The following is a 19,327-nucleotide window of genomic DNA, read 5'->3' on the forward strand; positions in this document are numbered from 1 at the left end:
ATCCCCCCTAATCGTAATAAAAAACTTTCCTCGATATCAGATAGGTGCTTGCCACCAAGATTAGGGCAACAGCCAGAAAGTAGATCGTTGCCATTGCCGAGCTGAGACCGAAATTAAAAGCGGAAAAACCGGTGTCTAGAATCAAGTCCGTTATTTCGTTGGTGGAGACCGAATCTACTATGGTATAAATCACATTGACCAAAATAAGCGGACTAACCATCGGAAACGTAATCTTCCAGAAGGCCTCGTAGCCGGTTGCCCCTTCTATCTTGGAGGCTTCGTACAGCTGCGGCGAGATAGTCTGGATTCCCGCGAGGAAGATTAGAATCTGAACGCCGGATTGGCTGACAATCTGATAGATACGGTCAACCGAACCCGTGAGGTAATTGACGATCCATTCGTTAACCCCGGCTTGCAGCATCAGCTTCTCCAATTCAAAGCTCTGTAACGAATGTACGACCTTTGTCCCGGAACTTGCATCGTTTATCGCTTGCACCAGACTTGTGCTCTCCAGATTCATAATAACGCCCGACGCCAGAATGACGGGAAGGAAGAAGATTGCCCGGGCAGCGGATCTTCCGATGAATTTCTGGTTCAGCAGCACCGCCAGGAATAAACTGAATATGACGATCAGCGGAATATTGACCAAGATATTTACGATCGACTCGATCAAAACGCGGTTAAAGCTTGTGTTTATCGTCAAAGCTTCCACGTAGTTTTTGAATCCAATGTATTTAACCGTGATCCCTTCCGAATTGGCCGTTATCGAGCTGAAGCTGAATCGCAACGAACTCAATAAAGGCACAAAGAAAAAGAGAAAAAAGCCAAGCAGCCATGGCAAAACGTAAAGAAAACCCCATTGTGCCTTTTTTTCCGCGTAAGACCTTTTCAACAGGCGAGGTTTAAGTATGGATTTCATTTTTGTACACCACCCATTACATAGCCTTCGGCTTCGACGTTTATGCCATCCGCCTGTACCATTGACCGATTGTAGTTCACAATGACATAGATACCGTTCTCGTAAACGGTTTTGAAGACGCCATCGCTTAACTTCTCGTGCGAAATCATCTTCCGGTTCTGCACATTGCCTAAGACTTCATTCACATTTCCATAGATCGTTGCAGCCTGGTCCAGCCATTGCTCGTAATTGACGGCGTACAAGTCGTCGTAGTCCGTATCCTTTACTTTAGAATTCGGTTCATGAATCCATTTGAAGTAAACGCCCGAGCCGTATTCCAGACACTTCAATATATACTGGTTCATATTGGTGAAGCCCGACAGATTATAAGGCATGCCCGTATAGTCGATATATCCGCGAACGACCATTTGATAGAACGGAATTTCTTCGTCTTCAATTTTGAGCCCGCTATTCGTCATCGGCGCATTCGTAATATCCGTCACGTATGGAAACGCATAGGCGTTGCCGCCACTGGCCATAATTTCGAGATTCCGTTCGCGAATCTTGGTCAGCGCCTCCTTCGATATCGTTTCGGACTCCGTTCGGTCGATCTGACGGTTTGTCCGATAGTCGGTATTTAACCGGCTGCCTAAATCCTGCAGCGATATCCCTTCAAGACGATAGCCATCCAGCTCGCTTAGCATGGAATCCACAACCTTCAGCATATGGCTCGGCGATACAACATAGGACGGAGCTTTGCTGCGGTCGCGCTTATTCAAGACCGGTTCAATCGGGTAGATCGCGGCAGGATCTCCCCTTAATGTTCTGGAAGCTGCCTTGGTCTCATCGAAGCCATCGCTTGTACGCGCCTCTGCGATGTAGACGTCCGGAAAGAAGGAAAGTCCCTTGTCCCGAGCGAAGGCGATAAATTCCCGAAGCGCTTTGCTCCCTCCTACAGCTCCGTCGACCGAGACATGATCCGGTACCTCATGATCAATTCCTTTATTAAACCAACCCGAATACTGAAGCTTAATATTTCGAATATTGCGGTTCTGCACCTGATTTACGATATCCTCTGCCTGATTAAAGGTTGTAAGAGGCTCGAACGCCTTATAGGGAATGCCCACCGCATGCTTGTTTTTGGCGATGCTTCCGATCAACTGCAAATAAAACGGAGCATCCCCTCCGGAATTCGAATCGCTCGCCGACTTCTGTTCGGGAAGTCCGTGCGTTTTGATCAAATACCGTTGATAGTATTGTGCCATTCCGGAATAAGTAGCATCATCTCCGCTCAGGAAAGCGTAACGGATCGTAAAGTCCGATTTTGTCGGATTCTCTTGATACCTGGGCAAGGAACGCGCCTGGCCGTTCGCGTCCAGGGAAACCTGGTCCTTATTGATCACATAAAAGCTTGGATAAATATAGTTATAGCCATTCACTCTGCCGCTTACATCCGCATTTACGCTTGCGACCGAATCGCCTTCTTCAATAATGCCGAGAAAGGCTCCATCCCTGCGAATCATTCCGAATACCGGCAATCTGGCTTTTTCTTCGCCTACGTCTTCTTTGATACCTTCCATCGTTAGATCGGATCCATAGATCCTTTGTTCGTATGACGAATAATTGATTTTGCCATTGTTGAAATGAATAAGCGCCCCGGACCCGTCCGGTACGAATAAGGCCCCTTCCGACTCCTCTCCTACTGCGCCGAAGAAACCAAGAACCGATACCGTGTTGATGGGATACTCGTCTGAGTAATGAATGCCGGAAGCCGGCACTTTGACCACGAGGCTATCGCCATCCAGGGTATACTCGATCGAGGCAAGGAATATACGCGGTTCGGGTTTGGTTTGCTCGAGATGAAACGCCTCGAGATCCTTCCGGAAATCTTCATCCGTATAGCCGGCAGCTTCGAATGCCTGGAGAGTCCGTTTCAGTTGAATCCCCGCCAGAGATTCATTTCGCACATACACAGAAGGGTCAGTATCCTCTTGGTAGGCAATCATCAGCGCGCGCTGTCCCGTTTTATCCACTTTCCCCTTAAGTTCCTCCAAGCGCTCTTTCGTCAGCTTGCTTGGAATATCGTCAGCCGTTTTCTCGTCCGTTCCGAATTGATAAGTCACTTTGATGCCGTTAGGAATGCTGTCGAATCTGAATTGCTTATGAATGACGCTATCCGTATAGGAGTTGACCGAACTGAGCTGGCCGAACGCGTTATTGAAATCGAGCTTCAATTGAGCGGATAGCAAATCCTTGTTAACTCCTGTTGCCAGATTATCGGATTCTCGCTCCGGCGGATTGCTGTACCATACTTCTCCGCTATTCTTATCGAGAACGGCGATAACTCCCGACTGATCGTCTGCGAATAATTCCAGACGATTGTTTGCCGCAACGCCTTTCATGCCCGCGACTCGAGGATCCGTGAAGGAAACGGCCAAAGCCGTTCCCTTCACAAATGCCGCTGCAACGGATCCATTAGCTTCCGTTTGTTTTTCAGAACCGGAGCCCGCACATCCCGCAGTCATTATTCCAAGCAGGAACAACAAAGTCAGCAAGGCATATCGTTTCACATTCATGGCTGCGCATGCCTCCTTCCTTAGCTTCTCAGGTCAATTTCCTGGTAAATGGTTGTTACAAATGATGAGATTTGCTGAATCAAGCTGAAGAAAAGCAAGCACAGGAACGCCAGAAACCCCATTGCGACAACCGATAACAAAAGGGTGCCTATGGTTTTTGAAGGCGTAAATTGTTGAACCGTCATATTCCCGACGAACAACAGATACAATGACCAAATGAGTGCGACGCTGTGCGAGAAATAGTAGAAGCTCGTTTCCTGCATCGAGATAACGTTGCTTAACCAGATCCATGGAAACGGGATGATGACCATAGGAACGAAAGCAAAGCAGGTCGAAGTGAAGATTTCGACAAATTTCCCTTCCCCGTCCATCAAGGTCGTGAGCGACCAATTGGCCACGCACCAGAACAACACCGGAAGCAGTACGTACAGAACCTCCATCAGGCTGTTCATGTCAGCGGGATTGTAGATATGAACGAGGAATCCGCTGTACTCGGTGCTCATGATATTGGTGACGATCATGAGGAATAAGATCGAGAAGGAAACGATCAGATTGGTTTTTTTGTTCCATTCGTACTTCAAATCCCAATAGCCGTTAAACGGGTGCAGAATCAGATAGAATGGGTGTTTAAGCAGTTCACTGTTCCATTTCGGCACGTTTCCTTCCCCCTTTCCATTGCCGGAGCTTCCTGAACGTGATTGCGCCGAGCGCGATCAAGACAATGCCGGTCATCGTCGCAGGGAAGTATTCGCGCAGCACTTCCTTGCGATAGAGCAGGAATGCCTTCGAATAGTTCGGCTGATCCTTGCTTTGCTTAAAATAAATCATCGCCTCTGCATATTTCCCTTGCCGAAGCAGCGCTTTGCCGATTCCGGCATAGGCAAATTCCAGATTGGCGTTCATATTGATCGACTTCCGGAACCATGCGAAGGCCGCCTCTTCATCGCCCTTGTAGTAGCTTCGAACGGCTTCGTTGAGGGTCCGGCCGTATTCCGTTGTCTCGAATAAAGTAATTTCCCCGAGCCCCTTATCGAGAACGAGAAGTTGATCCCCTACACGCTCGATGGCTGTCGGCGCGTTGAATTCGCCCAGCCGGTTGCCCAGACCGCCGAATACATACATGAAATGCCCATCGCCGTTGTATGTGAAAATCCGTCCGCGCCTGGAATCAAGCACCGAATAGATTTCGCTGTCCGCGACATCGATGTCAATCAGTCTCGTTCTCTCCTCCGATGACATAACGAGGTCGCCGCCCGGGCTGAAATACCCGGTTCGCCTCAAAATATCGTTCCCCTGGGCATTTAATTTCTTGATCGTTTCGCCATACCTGTCCCCGTTCGTCGCATAAATAAATCCTTCATCGTCAATATCCAGGTTCGTGAATTCCGTAGGAGTAAACTGGGCCATCTGACTCCGCTGGGCGCGGGTAGACAGCCGTTTCCACAACAGCTCGATCGGATCGACCCTTACGCGGTTCGCGCCAATGAACGCCGAAAAATCGCCATTAGCGTTAAACTCCATAAATCCGTCAAATACGCCGGCGGCCATGACATAGATCCGCTGCGCCTTATCGACAACAACACGAGCAGGTTGGAACTGGAAATTCTCTTGAAAAAGCTCGGACTCAGGATTCTTGATAACCTTCACAAGCTTACCCTTCGAATCGAGATGGACAACTCTTTTATTTCCCGTATCAGCGACATAGATATTCTTGTCTTCGGTTACAAACAGGCCTTGCGGGCTCATAAACTTATCGGGCTCCCCGTTGTTATCGAAGGAATCGATGATTCGATCCAGCTTGAAGCTCGCATCCATCACCACGATTCGATTATTGCCGGAGTCCAGCACATAAATTTGCTTGTCTGCCGTAACGTGTATATCGTTCGGTTCCTTAAACGGTCCGACTCCCAGACTGTCGCCGTTCAGAAGGGCCGTTGCCCGATAGGCGGCAGGCGAGGCGACAGCGTCTCCCCAGTAGGAATAATTATAGGATGCGGGAGTTTCTTCGGCATGAACGACCGCGCTCCCCATTCCAATGCTTAGCAAACAGATGAGCGTCGTGAGGACAAATGTCCTTGCTTTATATAGGCTGCTCAACATCGCGTCTCATCCTTTCTACTCTTTCATCCCGGAGGTCGCCATCGTCTGCATGACGCTGCTCTGCGAGATGATAAAGAGCGTAATCGGAACGATCATTAATAGAAGGGCGACCGCCGCTCCAACGCCAGCGCGGGCGATGCCGCCTGCCGAGATTATGCCAAGCGCGTAATGAAGCGTCTTCAGGTTCTCGCTGTAAATGAAGTTGCCTCCGTCGGTCCCCCATAAGGCGGGGAACTGCAAAATCATTAGCGTCAGCCATGCGGGCTTCACGTTCGGCATGACGATGCTCCAATAAATCCGGTATTCGTTCGCTCCGTCAATCTTGGCAGCTTCCAGCAGCGCATCCGGAATCTGTTCCATGAATTGCTTCATGAGGAACAATCCGAGTGGGAAGGCGAGAGCCGGCACGATCACCGAGGCCTGCGTGTTGACCCAGCCGAGCCAGGACATGACCATAAAGTTCGGAATCGCGGTAACATGTCCCGAGAACATCAAGGACAATATGACGATAGAGAACAAAGTCCTCGATCCCCAAAATCGGTATTTCGCAAGAGGATAGGCCGCGGCAGACGCCAGCAGAATATGTCCCGCCGTCCCCGTGATCGTGATAAACAGAGTGTTTGAGATATAGCGGGACAGCGGCACCCACGAGTTCCCCATCAGGGCGAACAGGTCGAAGAAGTTGTCCAGCGTCGGATTGTTGACCAGAAACCGCGGCGGGAAAATAAACAGTTCGTCAAGCGGCTTGAATGCATTGCTCACCGCATAGATGAGCGGAAGCGCCATAAACGCGCCGAAAACGGCTAGAAGCGCGAACATGAAAAAACTGACGGCAAAGGATCGGTTTAACCGCCTGGGGGGCCGGAATACAGCTAGCATCCTCATGACCAATTTTATTCCCCTACCTTTCGCAACAGTTTTTGCGTCAACTTATTGGCGCCGATCATCATGCAGAAGAGCACTGTCGCGATAGTGGATGCGTACCCCATCTCGTAGCGGATTGTGCCGAAGTCCATCAAGTGCGTTACGATGGTATGCCCCGCATAGTTAACGCTTGGAAAACCGGCTAGCGCGATCGATATATCGGCGACCGCAAGCGAGCCTGTAATCTGCATAACAGCTCCGAACATCAGCTGCGGCCGCATGGACGGCAGCGTGATGAACCAAAGCTCCTGCCAGCGGTTCTTGATGCCATCTACGGCTCCCGCTTCGATCAGCGATCGGTCGATCGTCTGAAGACCGGCGATGAAGGCCAGGAAGCTGGTGCCCAGGCTAAGCCACAGCTGGACGATGATAATAATAGGCAGAATATATTTTTCGTTTGAAAGCCATTGAATCGGTTCGAGAATAAAACCGAATCTCATGAGGAACCCGTTCAAATATCCGTAGCTGTCTCCGGAGAATACGATCAGCCAAATAAAGAATACGTTCCCCGAAATGGACGGCGCGTAGAACACAAGGGTCATAAACGCTCTGACCTTGGGCGACAATTCATTGATAATCCAGGCAAAGAGGAAACACGCGATATAGCTGATCGGACCGGTCACGATTGCGAACATGAACGTATTCTTCAGAGCGATCATGAACACGTCGTCGCCTAGGAACAATCGGGAGTAATTCTGCCAGCCTACGAATCTCGGAAACTCCAGCATGTTGAAATAAAAGAAGCTGAGCGCCAGCGAGATGACGACCGGAACGACCGTAAACGTGAAGAAGATCAGCATGTACGGACTCATCAGCAAGTAGTAGTGCTTGTTTTTCCGAAGCTCTTGGGCAACATTGGCGAGTCGTGACGGCTTCTTTGCCTGGATGAGGCTCGACGCGGCATGACGGTTTGCTTCTGCTTGCATCGGCTTCCACCCCCTAACTATTTCTGCAGATTGAATTCCTTCCGCTTGAGTGCGATTTCGTCATTCATGTACAAAATATAATCCGAAAGGGCTTCGCGCGGATTCTCGCTCTGGTTCACGACGCGCCGGAAGGCATTATCCAGATGCCTGCCCGTGAAATAACCGCCCGGCACTTGAGGGATGCCCCTTACCCATTGCCATTGGCGTTCCAGGTTGTTGAAATCCTTGACCGGCCATGGCAGCTGCTCCAATGCTTCGATGTTGGCTGTCGGATATCGCGCAGCATCGCCGAGCAGCCCTTCCAGCTCTCGTCCGTAAGCGATCTGGGTATCCTTGTCCGTCCACCACTTCATGAATGACCACGCCGCGTCCTTGTCATCGGCATTATCCAGCATCATGACCGCGGTCGTATGGCTGGCGACCTCATGACTGACGGACCCGTCCTTGTGCTCGGTGCCGGGTACGACGGCAAAGTCCCACAGCCCTTTGATCTCCGGTGCCAGAACCGTTAGCAAATTGTACGTTGTATAATCGGCAATACCGATAGGCATCTCGCCAGTCCGGAACCGATTAGCGAAATCCGCTTGCAGCGGAAATTTGTAGTTCGTATAAAATTGCGTCCAGCGCTTGAACACCTGCATTGAAATCTCGGAGTCGAGTGCGCTCTTCCTGTCATTGTCCCGGTAGAACTGGCCGCCGTTCTGGTAAAGAAGCATGGCGAACGCCGCATTCGGAACCAGGGTCGCATTGTTCGCAGCCGATTCGATCGGCAAATAAAACTCCATGTTATGCTTCTGCAGCACCGAAATCATGTTATACACATCCTGCCACGTCTTCGGAGGCTCCAAATCCAGCTCTTTGAGAATATCCTTGCGATAGAACAGCATCGGGAAAGTCTGCTGCTCCGGCAGCGCGTATACCCCTTCGTCATATCTGTAAGGCGTTATGGCGCTATCGCGAAACCTTGCAGCGACTTTCTCGAAATCCGGGAAAGCGGTCAAATCGGCTGCGGCGTTCCTCATCGCATAATTGACAGGGGCATCCTCGCCGGCCTGCAAGGCAACATCCGGCCCTTCGCCGGCCAGGACAGCCGGAAGCAGGATGCCGCCCGGAACGAGCCTTACATTTACCGATATGTTCGTCTCGGGCGTAAACCTGTCGTCAATCAACGCTTTCAACACTTGCGCCTGGTCCCTTCCCGTCGTTACCCAAACCGTGATGGAACGCCCGCCTTCTTCCGTACTGCCGATACTATCGTAGTCTTCGGTATAAGAGGCAACGTAAGCGCCTAGCTCGTGCTTGATCTTCTCGAGCAAAGTCGCTTTCGCTCTCGGGAGCTTGCTGCCTGGGGACGCAACGATGAGATAATCCAACGTAAGCGGCTGTTCGCGCACGTTCAGAATCCACGTGCCGAGACCACCGACATTCACCTTGAAGGAGTTCAGACGGTTCGCGATCGTTTCCGGCTTCTCCGCCATTTCGTTCAACTGCCTTACCATCGTATGAAGAACAGCGACTTTATCGCTTTTCTCCCCTGTCGATTGTTCGAGATAATCCGCCACGGCCTGGATAGTGCCGGCTTGTTCCCGGAAAACATCGATCATGCCGGGAATCCGCTTCTCCAATTGATAATCGCGGTTAGGGTCCGGCGTATTTGAGGTAATCAACAAAATTTTTCGATACATCTCGTTTAGCTTCAGCACGCTCGATTTGATCGTCTCAATAAGCGGAGCGAGCTCGCCGAGCGAAACCGCCATACGAATGGTATGTTTCCCTTTCGTCAGATGGAACAGGTAAGGCTTATCCCCTCCCAGCACATCTGTCCGCCATTCCATATTGAAGCCGAATCGCGTCCGCTTCATTTCCTGGAATGGATATTCGCCATCGATCATGATGCTGCGCGTCGCATAGACGCCGCGCAGCTGATCCTGTTTGCGCTTCAGCGCAATCTGGTACAACCCATCCTCTTCCACCTCGAATTCCCATTCAATCCACTGCCCCGGCAGCTTCCAGTTAAGGCCCCCTATCGCGTTGACCCGAATCTTCGAAGCGCTGTACGGCGTAACAGAAGGGCTTGACCGATCGGAAAGCGGATAAAGCGTAGGGGAAGATTTCAGGGTCGCATCCTCAGCCTGAATCACGATGAATTGACCTTCGGCGGCTGCAGCTCCTTCGGCTTCATATTCGGCTTTCCGTTCTTCATAGGTTTTCGTCTCCGGCTCCTGGTATAACTCGATATAGTCGATAGCCATCGGTTCCCTCAAGGAAGTCAGGGAGATGGTCTGAACCCCTTCTCCGAAATAAAACAAATAGGGCTCGTCATTGTAACCTTCGCTGTCCTTGAAGGACGCGATTTGCCAAGCCGGCTTCTCTATCTGCCTCGGGCGCAAATCGTTTCCGCGATTGTCCCGCTCGATTTCGTCTTCGCGATTGCCCCAATCTCGATCGAACAATAAAATGTCGGAGCCTTTAAAAGGCACTTCCTGATTGATCGCGAACTCCCTCTCGATAGCGGAGCTTTTCCCCTCAATAGGAAAATAATGAATTCGAACATTGTATAGACCCGGTTGATCGACCCGGACCTTCCAACTAATCGTGCCCGACTCGGGCGTTAACACAGCTTGGCCCTTCAGGCCTTGAAATCCGTTCGCAACCTCAAAGCCGTCCCCTTCGAGCGCGGTATAATGCTCGCCTTCGATTCGGATTTTCGCTGGCGGCCGGTCTGCGTTCGAGTAGCGTTTCGTATAGGCGTCATATCCGTCTTTTGCATCAGAATCCATTACCGTCGAAAAATCGCTAATAGCCTGAACATCGCCGTTGCCTTTTTGACTTGATGGGTAGATCGCCCATATGGACAAACCTAAAACAAAAAAAATACATATCCATTTCACTAATTTCTGGCTTCTGACGCTCAACTTTGCTCCCCTCCCGCGGCAAGAGTGAAATTCAAACAGTCCACATTATGAACCGGGATGCGGACTGTTTGATCACTTCAATCGTTACTTCTTGTAGACTTCATCGATTGCCGCCTGGAAAGGCGTTTTATACGTCTCGATGACCGTGGATACGGATTGGCCTTTGTTAATCTCATCAGCGAACTGATAATAAGGCATACTTGGGAAGGTGCTTAGACTATCAAAACTAAACCGTTTACTCGCTAATACAACATTGTTGATATCGTCTTCGTTGTCAAACGATCTCTCGTACCAGTCCTGACCAGGATAGTCGTAAACCGAATCGTAGGTTTCGATTTTCTCCCAGATATACATGAGCTGCTCCGGATTTTTCGCTGCCTTCGGAATGACCATTGCCCCTGGATTGGTATCAGGTGTATTGTAGGAAGTTCCATTCGGTCCTTTAGGGAAAGGAATAAAGCCGATATCGAAGTCCTTCATGTCGTTATTCAGAGCTTCCGCCTCATAGTTTCCGGATAAATACAACAACGTGTTGCCTTGACGGAAAAATTGACTTGGCTCCGTCCAATCGCCGCCCTCTGAAGGTCTGACGAGTTTATCGGTACTCAGCTTGGATAGGAAATTCAAAACCTCGACGGTTTTAGGATCGTCCAGGTTCTGCTTATCCCCCTTCGTCAAGCTTGTCTCGTTGGAAGCAAGCGCTGAATCCAAAACGCCGGCGCCTGCCAATCCCCACGTATCAAGCTTTCCATCGTTATTCGTATCTCTATTAGCCTCTTTGATCACTTGCAGGAACGTATCCCAATTCCAGTTATCTTCATTAATATATTCTTGAAGAGGTTTCATGCCGAGATTGTTCATCAACGTGCGATTGTAGAAGAAACCCGTCGCTCCCTGTGTATACCCGCCAAAACCGTACCCTCTCCCGTTATACTGCATGATCTTATTCGTTACTTCCGGATTGAATACTTTGTCATTTTTGGTGTATTCGTCAATCGGCCACAATAGATCTTGACTTACCAACGATGGAATGGTGTACGATTTGCTCACGGCAATGAGATCGCCTACCGGTTCGCCGGCAAGCAATGATGCCGTAACCTTTTTCTGGTACTCGGCGCCATCGATGACCACGTATTCCACCTTGAAATTATGTTTCTTCATGAGAGCTTCCAGATTCTTTTTCCGTTGGATATTATCCGGATTATCTTCGGGGATTTCCAAGCTCCAGAAGTTTACAATCTTGATTGTTCTGCCGCCCATATCGAAATCCATCTCCGGCGTTTCATTGGAATTTCCCGCGCCGTCCTCAGCGTCATTCTCGGAAGCATTCGTCGCCGCCGGATTGTTTGATGGCTTTTCGGTAGCCGTATTGGTGCTTGCTGGATCGTTACCGCCATTGCTTCCGCTGCTGCAAGCCGCTAAAGAAAATATCAACATCACACTAACAAGCAACATAACTAGGTTTTTTTTCATTTTTCATCCCCCCGAGATGGTCATGTAATCGCTGTCACTTTGTTGTAATGACAGGGATACGGCTTAAAGTCGAACCCACTAAGCTATTTGCGCATGTGCAGCTATCCGCTCAGCACCTATCACCTCCTGCCCGCTTCAAATTCACTGCATGCAATTGTAAGCGGTGTCAAATTCTTTGCACATCTTGTATGGGACGAAATCCGCATCGTGTCCCTCCTTGCTCTTTTAAAATCATATTGTAAAAAGTGGATACAAACCTTCAATTTATAGACATCGGTATAGCATGATTTAGTCATTCTCCCGTTATCCTAAAATCCGTGATATCAAATCACCATATCTGTAAATGCAAATCGGAACCAGAAGGCTTAAATAACGATTTTTAATATGTTTTTTAGTGCATTTTTGGTTGTATGATCAGCCATTTCGCACAGCTAAAATAAAAATGACAGCGCATACAACTTCTACAGAAAAAGGGGGATTGTTGGATGTCAAACGTGCGAGGAAGCAGTATGAATTCGAACTCCATGAAAAAGCTGGCGTCAATTAAGGGCGATATCGCGGATAGCGTTTATTTGAACTGGTTTACCAAAGACAAGGAATTTCCGTTTTTTATTCAGTATGGCGGGCACAATGAGGATACGGGTCTTCATAAGCATGATGACTTCACCGAACTCGTAATTGTACTGAACGGGAACGCTACGCATATCGTCAATTCCGAAACCTATTTTATTAAAAAGGGGAACGTATTTGTCATTAACGGTCCTACCTTCCATGCTTACCAAAATCCGCATGAATTTAAAATTTGCAATATTATGTTCCGGCCCGAAATCCTTCGAAGCGCCGGTCCGGATTTAAGCAACTCCAACGGCTTTCAGGCCCTTTTTGTTTTGGAGCCGTTTTATCGCAATATTCATTCTTTTCAAAGCGGGCTTAGTTTGTCGATTCCAAGCTTGGAACACGTCTCCTCGATAATCGCCGAAATGATCAACGAATATAACGACAAGCAGCAAGGCTATCAGACCATGCTCAATTCCCGGTTTATGGAACTGGCCGTCTATTTGTCCAGACAGTATGACAATCAGGAGAATGGCACGGACAGCAATCTGATGCATTTGGCGAATGCGGTCTCCTATATTGAAGACCGTTATCTTGAGCCTCTTACTCTGGAGGAAATCGCGGCCAGATCCAATATTTCGGTTCGGCATCTGAATCGGATTTTTCAGTCTTATTACCAAACGACGCCTATTTCATACCTGCAACGACTTCGTTTGGAGCGGGCGCGTATGTTGTTAAGGCAAAGCGGACTCCCCATCACGAAAATTTCATACGAATGCGGCTTTAACGACAGCAATTATTTCACTCGTAAGTTTTCCAAAACCTATGGACTTTCACCCAAGGCTTTTCGACAAGGCCAGTGATTTTTTTACCATAAAACCTTCCACTAGACGCGGTCGCTCATCTTCGAAGTACTTCAATTGAAGTTTTCTCCTATTAGGTTTGTGTTGCAAATTACAAAAGGCGCCCCGGTACATGTCAATAAAACATATACCGGGGCGCCTTTTTAGGCCCAACTGGAATATTTAGTTTAATTCCATAAGGCAAGTTTTCAAGCCATCATCCGGAACCAAGAGAGAGACACAGGTCCATTCAGAATTAGGTACACGTCGCGCCTGCCGGAGGCGCCTGTCAACCCGCAAGTGAAGCTCCGCCAGTCCTTTTCTCCGCCAGCCGGAATCTTGCATTTGCCTGCGATTGGACCGTCCGGTCCATCCAACCGCACTTCAACCACAGCATCCTCCGTGGCGGCTGCCCGCAGCTCGACCGCGGAGATCCCTGCGCCGAGTTCCGCATCATGGAATGCTAGCCAGCCCTTATCGCCGTTTACGGCTGCGGCGCTTCCGCCTTCGATGCATTCACCGAGATGAATGCCTTGATACGCATCGTAGTTTACGGCCCGCGTCACTCTCTGAAGATCACGCGGCGGAATCGTCTCCCCCGCGACTGTAAGGCGGCCTTCAAGCCGCAAATCGGCGGAAGAAGCGCCGAGCATGATTGTATACGTTCCGCTTTCCAGGCAGAATCGGTCGCGCGTTACATCCCAAATAGCCAGCGATTCGAGCTGCAGTTGGAACGTCACCTCCGCAGACTCTCCCGGAGACAAGGCGATGCGTTTGAAGTCCGCCAGTTGAAGGCGCGGGCGCTTGGCTCGGGATTTGTCTGCACGTGAATAGAGCTGCACGACCTCTTCCCCCTCACGGTCGCTTATGTTCGTCACACGGCAGGAAACCTGGACTGCCGTGTCTGTCCCAGCCTCAGCGCTGCTGGGCGACAACTGCAAGGCTTCGTAACGGAAGTCGCTGTACGAAAGGCCGTGTCCGAACGGATACAGCGGTTCGCCTTCAAAATATTGATACGTTCGGCAGCCACGGATGATGTCGTAGTCCATGAATGGCGGAAGTTGATCGACGGACTTGTACCACGTCATGTTCACTCGCCCTGCGGGATTGACATCGCCGAACAGAACGTCCGCAACAGCACGGCCGAGTTCCTGACCCGCATGGGAGGTGTAGATGATCGCCTTCGCCTTCTCCTGCAAAGCGTTCAAGGCGAACGGGTAACTGCCGACGACCACTACAATCGTGTTGGGGTTCTCCTCAATTACCGCAAGCGCCAGCTTTTCCTGCGATTCCGCCAGCGTGATATCGGGCCGATCCATCGTCTCCTTGCCGTTAATGAGCGGGTGATTGCCGACAAACACGATCGCCGCATCGGCGCCGCGAGCCGATTCGACAGCCGCGTCCAAGCCGCTCGACACGCATTCAAACTCGAACGTGTCGGCTTGCGTTCCAACAACTAAACCGCCAACCTCCGCAACGCCTCCGACGTTAATATCGTTCGCCATCTCAGCCGCTTGACCGTCACCGACGAGCAGGACACCTGACTCATCGTCAACCGTTACGGGCGTTCCGTTCCAGGTCGAGACTGTAATTAGCGAACTGTCCTCGTCTACAGGCCGGATCTGGAGCACTTCCTTCGTAAACCACTCCCAAATCCGATGAGCCGACGCTTGCAAATTCTTGTCGTCCGTTGTGACAAAGAGGCTATTGCGCAGCGCAATTAATGTATGGCTGCCCCAGCCCCAGTCCGATATTTCGAAAATGTCGCCTTCTTCGGGCCTCTCCGCGCGAGCAGCGAGAGATGCCTTTGAATCTTCGCTGAGCCGGACATACCGTCCGCTGCGTACAGCCTTCATGCGCACGCGATCGGTGCCGGCGGTGTATGACGTTTCGGCGCCTTTCCCCTCCGCTGCCAGCCTCTCGCGGATTCCCTGCAGCGGGGTAACCGCGTATGGCAATGAACCGCTGTACCAATCGCGATAAACAACATCAGCAAGCGGGCCGATGACGGCAACCTTGCTTAGCTTGTCAGCCTGCAGCGGCAGCGTCTGCCCGTCGTTCTTGAGCAGCACGACAGCTTTCTGCACGGCCTCCCTCGCAAGCTCCGCGTGCTCTGGATGGAGGATCGCCGATTCGTCGATCGCGGCATACGGATTCCGTTCCAACGGGTCGAACTCCCCGAGCCGGAAACGAACGCGAAACGTGTTCCTAAGAGCGGCATCCAGATCATTTTCTGTCAACAGCCCGTCCTTTAACGCTTCGCGGATCGCCTCCGTTACTACTGCCGCTTCGTCCGTAATACTGTCGATTCCGCCTTCCCGGATCGACCGGGCCACCGCTTCCTTCAGCGTCTCTACGTAGTGATGATCCCGCATGGTGCCCGTTACGTCGAAAGCATCGCTAACGACAAAGCCGTTCATTCCCCATTCGCGTTTAACGACATCTATCACGAGCTCGCTGAGATTCGCCGGCACTCCGTTGACCGCATTGTATGCCGTCATCATCGACTGGGCTCCGCCTTCTTTGAACGGGATCTCGAATACCTTCAAGTAATATTCGCGCAGGTTGCGTGGATCAAGGCTGACAGATGTATCGCCTCTTCCCTCTTCATTGTTGTTGCCGATAAAATGTTTTAGCGTGGCAACGGCCTTCAAGTAAAAAGGATGGTCTCCCTGAATGCCTTGCGTGAGCGCAGCGGCTAGTTTGCCGGCCAAAACCGGATCCTCGCCATACGCTTCTTCCGTCCGACCCCACCGAGGGTCCCGCTCCAAATCAACCGTCGGCGCCCACAGCGTCAAGCCGTTAAAATTCGGATTCTGCCTATAAAAGCCGCGAGCTTCGTCTCCAATCGCGCTGCCGATTCTCTTTAGCAACCCGCTATCCCATGTACAAGCGAGACCGATCGGCTGAGGATAACTCGTCGCTTCTCCGAGCCAAGCCATGCCGTGTGCGGCCTCCGTGCCATGCTTGTACGCTTGTATCCCTAGACGCTCTATTGCGATCTGGTACTGCGGCATAAGCTCAATCTTCTCATCCAGAGTCAGTTGGGCAATCAAGTCGTTCACGCGGTCCTCGAGAGGCGCATTGAAATCCCAATAAAGGTAGTTCTTTTCGATTGTCATTTTCTCACGCTCCTCGGAAATAATATAAATATCTCTCACATCACCATCACCCTTGGCTACAGCTTTAAAGGAGCAGTTGATGGCGGTTGATTGTCATCTAGCATTCTAGTTCAAAAATGACAAGCAAACCTCGATTTTTTGGTCTTTTACTAGCATAATATAGACATTGAACAGGCCTTAACGAACCAAGTCTGGATCACCCTACTTGCTCAAGCCGGTGAAGCTGGAATCGAAGGAAGAATTAAGCTTCCATATTAATAATTCCTGTTTAAATAGAAAGCAAGTTTTTCAAGAAAAAAAATAGTAACATTAGAAGGCGGATCCCTATTTTCAAGATAGCTAGACACCCTTTTGAAGGTAATTTTCAAATAAATACAGCCCCGGGGACTGAAATGTGACCCGTAAGATAGACACTTTGAAAAAAGTGTCCGTCTTACGGGTTTTTGTGTTTTAATCAGAGTAACAGCAAGGGAGCGAATAGTATCGATGTACTCACCATTGAGCCATTGTTGAACCCGAAACGGCTGCTCAGTAAAAGTCTATCGTGTACAGCGATGATCTGGAGTCAGGCGCTAACAAGCGGACAAGCGTAAAGCAAGCGTGACAGGCCGCTATGCGGACAAAAAATAGGATGGAATCAGCCGATTCCACCCTGTTTTTCTTTAAGATAACTTATTCATAAATACGCATTTCAATCACTTCGGCACGTTCACTGCCGTTTGTTTCCTTTACGACCGTCCGTATGCGGTCTGTACGCACCGGCTTATCCAGGGTATGGATTTTTTTGCGAGTACGGTTCTCGTTATCTCTTGCGACCGTAATCCACTCGCCGTTTGCCCATGCCTGAACGTCATACGACTTTACCAGTTCAGGCATGACGAGGAACGGAGTCTCATGGTGATGGAGGTTGATGAGGTCCTCATTCACATCATCGTTAAACGTAAGATGTATTTCCTTCACGTTCGCAGGACGGTCTAAGGCAACCTCCACCCACTCCTCATGGCCATCCGTAAGCGGCTCGGATACCCAAAGATGAGGTCCGCCATATGGACGGGTATAACCGTCAATTATTTTTTCAGGCGCAAAAGCTTTTGTGCCGACTGCAAAGCAGAAAGGTCTGCGCACAAGCATCGACCATTCAATGACCGGTTGATCCGGCTGATGATCCTCCAGATCCGGGTTCACGATTGGTTTGGCTCGCCGTTGAAAGGCCAGTACGCCCGTCGCAGGAACAGCGGACGTATACAGGCTGGCTGCTTCATTCTTGCGAACAATGACAAATACATTGCACGGCTCGCTGCCAAAGAGCTCGCTGTCCGCAGGAATATCCAGCCATTGCTTCTCTCCGGCCTTAACCTGAATGCTCAAGGCTTGCTTAAGATTGGCAGGCACGTAATTCTCAGCCCTACCGGTATCCCACAGTTCAACGGTCAAGCTTGTTGCTTCGGAAGCAGACACCAGCAGCGTTAACCCTTCGATACTGCCTTCGTTCGGGAACAGTAAGCCGACATCGGAAGCAAGCCGGCATTGCGCTGCAGGTCGATCGAGCAGAATTTTTTTCCTTGTGCTTGAAGCCGTTACGGTTCCCTTTCTTGCAAGATCAGCCGGGTCTTCATTCCGAAGGCCAATAATGGACGCGTCGGTACGCAGCATGATTTGCTGAAGTTCGGTCATATGCTGCTCACGGAGCTCGCGCGGGGTAATGCCCTTGATCACCGACAAGGCAGCGCCGACGCCGGCCGCTTCCCCCATTACGGCGCACGTAGCCATTACTCGGGTTGTTCCGAAGGCTACATGCGATGCGCTGATATTGCGTCCAGCAAACAGAAGATTGCTGACATTGCGGGAGTACAAGCTGCCGAAAGGAATATGGTAAATACCGTCGGCATGCAAATGCTTGGAACCGCTTTCGGACGCATACATGCCTTGTGGAGGATGCAGGTCAATCGACCAGCCGCCGAAGGCGATCCGGTCCTCAAACGGCCGCTGAGAAATTACGTCATTCTGCGTCAGAATCGTATCGCCGAGGAACCGCCGGTATTCGCGTTTTCCCGGAATCGAGCCCACCCATTCGAGCGTCATGTTGTCCGCTTCAAACTTGCCCGAGTTTTTAATATAATCCCAAATGCCGTAAATAACCGACCATAACTCGTCGCGGATCCGCTCGTTCTCGTGAACCGTATCGAGCTCGCCGCCCCACTCGATCCACCAGTAATGGCAGCCCGAATCGCCGCTGCGGATGACGCGCTTAAGCGGAATGGACGTTGTCGTAATATCCTTGGCAAAAGAAGGGGCAACAAAGCGCACAGGCTTGCCGGTATCCTTCGTGTAAAACAGCAGCGTACTGCCAAGCGTAATATCGTCGGCCACTTCCGGTGCCCAGTCTTCCCCGAATTCATGACGGGCTTCGCGTCCGATCCGATAGGCGGCTCCAGCCAGAAAGCCAACAAGACCATCCCCGGTGCAATCAAGAAACACCTCGCTCTCAAACGTAATCTCGCGCTCCGAGCCCATCATCCAGCCGGTCACGTTACGAATGATGCGGTCATCCAGCTCGCCGTCCGCTTCCACTTCCCGCACGTCGGTGTTCAGAAACAACGCAAGATTCGGCTCGGCCCTAACGGCCTCAAGCAGCGTTACATCCCACAGATAAGGATTGCCTTCCGGATTGCGGTACTGATTCTGAATAAAGAGTTCTCCCATGATGCCGGTCTCGCGGGCATAGCGGTGCACGCCATGGCCGGTTGCTCCGCATACCCATACCCGCACCTCGGAGCTGGAGTTTCCGCCAAGCACCGGCCGGTTATGAACCAGCGCTACCTTTTGCCCGAGTCTAGCGGCTGCAATCGCCGCGCAAAGGCCTGACAACCCTCCGCCAACAACGGTCACATCGGATCTTACTGTCTCGTGTCGCATGAAATGAGCCCCCTGTACTTGACTTCGTTTACAACTAATTTCATTATATATTTACCAGCCCGCTCATAAAATTCACTTAT

The 19,327-nt window shown here is 50.6% G+C and carries 11 protein-coding genes; 1 reads left to right on the top strand and 10 read right to left on the bottom strand.

Annotated features, from left to right (window positions below; translation table 11 throughout):
- Positions 1-7: 7 nt before the first annotated feature.
- The 8 genes from EV294_RS26015 to EV294_RS26050 all read right to left on the bottom strand — a co-directional run bounded on the left by EV294_RS26015 (position 8) and on the right by EV294_RS26050 (position 11,812).
- Positions 8-919: a carbohydrate ABC transporter permease gene (locus tag EV294_RS26015; protein ID WP_132312216.1), complete on the bottom strand. Its 912-nt coding sequence runs from the start codon at positions 917-919 to the stop codon at positions 8-10.
- Complete coding sequence (locus EV294_RS26020) at positions 916-3,474, bottom strand: DUF5696 domain-containing protein (RefSeq protein ID WP_132312218.1); 2,559 nt, start codon at positions 3,472-3,474, stop codon at positions 916-918. The genes EV294_RS26015 and EV294_RS26020 overlap by 4 nt, the downstream gene beginning before the upstream one ends.
- Positions 3,475-3,494: 20 nt before the next feature.
- Positions 3,495-4,130: a YIP1 family protein gene (locus EV294_RS26025; RefSeq protein ID WP_132312220.1), complete on the bottom strand. Its 636-nt coding sequence runs from the start codon at positions 4,128-4,130 to the stop codon at positions 3,495-3,497.
- A complete protein-coding gene (locus EV294_RS26030) occupies positions 4,111-5,574 on the bottom strand; it encodes an NHL repeat-containing protein (protein ID WP_132312222.1) in 1,464 nt (487 codons plus the stop codon). The genes EV294_RS26025 and EV294_RS26030 overlap by 20 nt, the downstream gene beginning before the upstream one ends.
- 15 nt (positions 5,575-5,589) lie before the next feature.
- Positions 5,590-6,459, bottom strand: coding sequence for a carbohydrate ABC transporter permease (locus EV294_RS26035; RefSeq protein ID WP_132312224.1), 870 nt, complete (start codon positions 6,457-6,459; stop codon positions 5,590-5,592).
- Positions 6,460-6,467: 8 nt separating this feature from the next.
- On the bottom strand, positions 6,468-7,424 hold the full coding sequence (locus tag EV294_RS26040) for a carbohydrate ABC transporter permease (protein ID WP_132312226.1): 957 nt from the start codon (positions 7,422-7,424) through the stop codon (positions 6,468-6,470).
- A 17-nt stretch (positions 7,425-7,441) separates the two neighbouring features.
- Entirely contained in the window at positions 7,442-10,339 is a 2,898-nt protein-coding gene (locus tag EV294_RS26045; protein ID WP_481856094.1) for an extracellular solute-binding protein, read from the bottom strand.
- Between the two features lie 84 nt (positions 10,340-10,423).
- Complete coding sequence (locus tag EV294_RS26050) at positions 10,424-11,812, bottom strand: ABC transporter substrate-binding protein (RefSeq protein ID WP_132312228.1); 1,389 nt, start codon at positions 11,810-11,812, stop codon at positions 10,424-10,426.
- Between the two features lie 524 nt (positions 11,813-12,336).
- Here EV294_RS26050 and EV294_RS26055 point away from each other — a divergent pair.
- Entirely contained in the window at positions 12,337-13,230 is an 894-nt protein-coding gene (locus EV294_RS26055) for a helix-turn-helix domain-containing protein (RefSeq protein WP_132312405.1), read from the top strand.
- Positions 13,231-13,418: 188 nt separating this feature from the next.
- Here EV294_RS26055 and EV294_RS26060 read toward each other — a convergent pair whose 3' ends face one another.
- Both EV294_RS26060 and EV294_RS26065 read right to left on the bottom strand, forming a co-directional pair.
- A complete protein-coding gene (locus tag EV294_RS26060) occupies positions 13,419-16,331 on the bottom strand; it encodes a glycoside hydrolase family 3 protein (protein WP_132312230.1) in 2,913 nt (970 codons plus the stop codon).
- 672 nt (positions 16,332-17,003) lie between these two features.
- The gene (locus EV294_RS26065; protein WP_347813062.1) at positions 17,004-19,286 is read right to left on the bottom strand and encodes an FAD-dependent oxidoreductase; all 2,283 of its coding nucleotides are present in this window, start codon (positions 19,284-19,286) and stop codon (positions 17,004-17,006) included.
- Positions 19,287-19,327: the final 41 nt, after the last annotated feature.

It is taken from the genome of Paenibacillus sp. BK033 (assembly GCF_004345425.1).
GTDB lineage: Bacteria > Bacillota > Bacilli > Paenibacillales > Paenibacillaceae > Pristimantibacillus.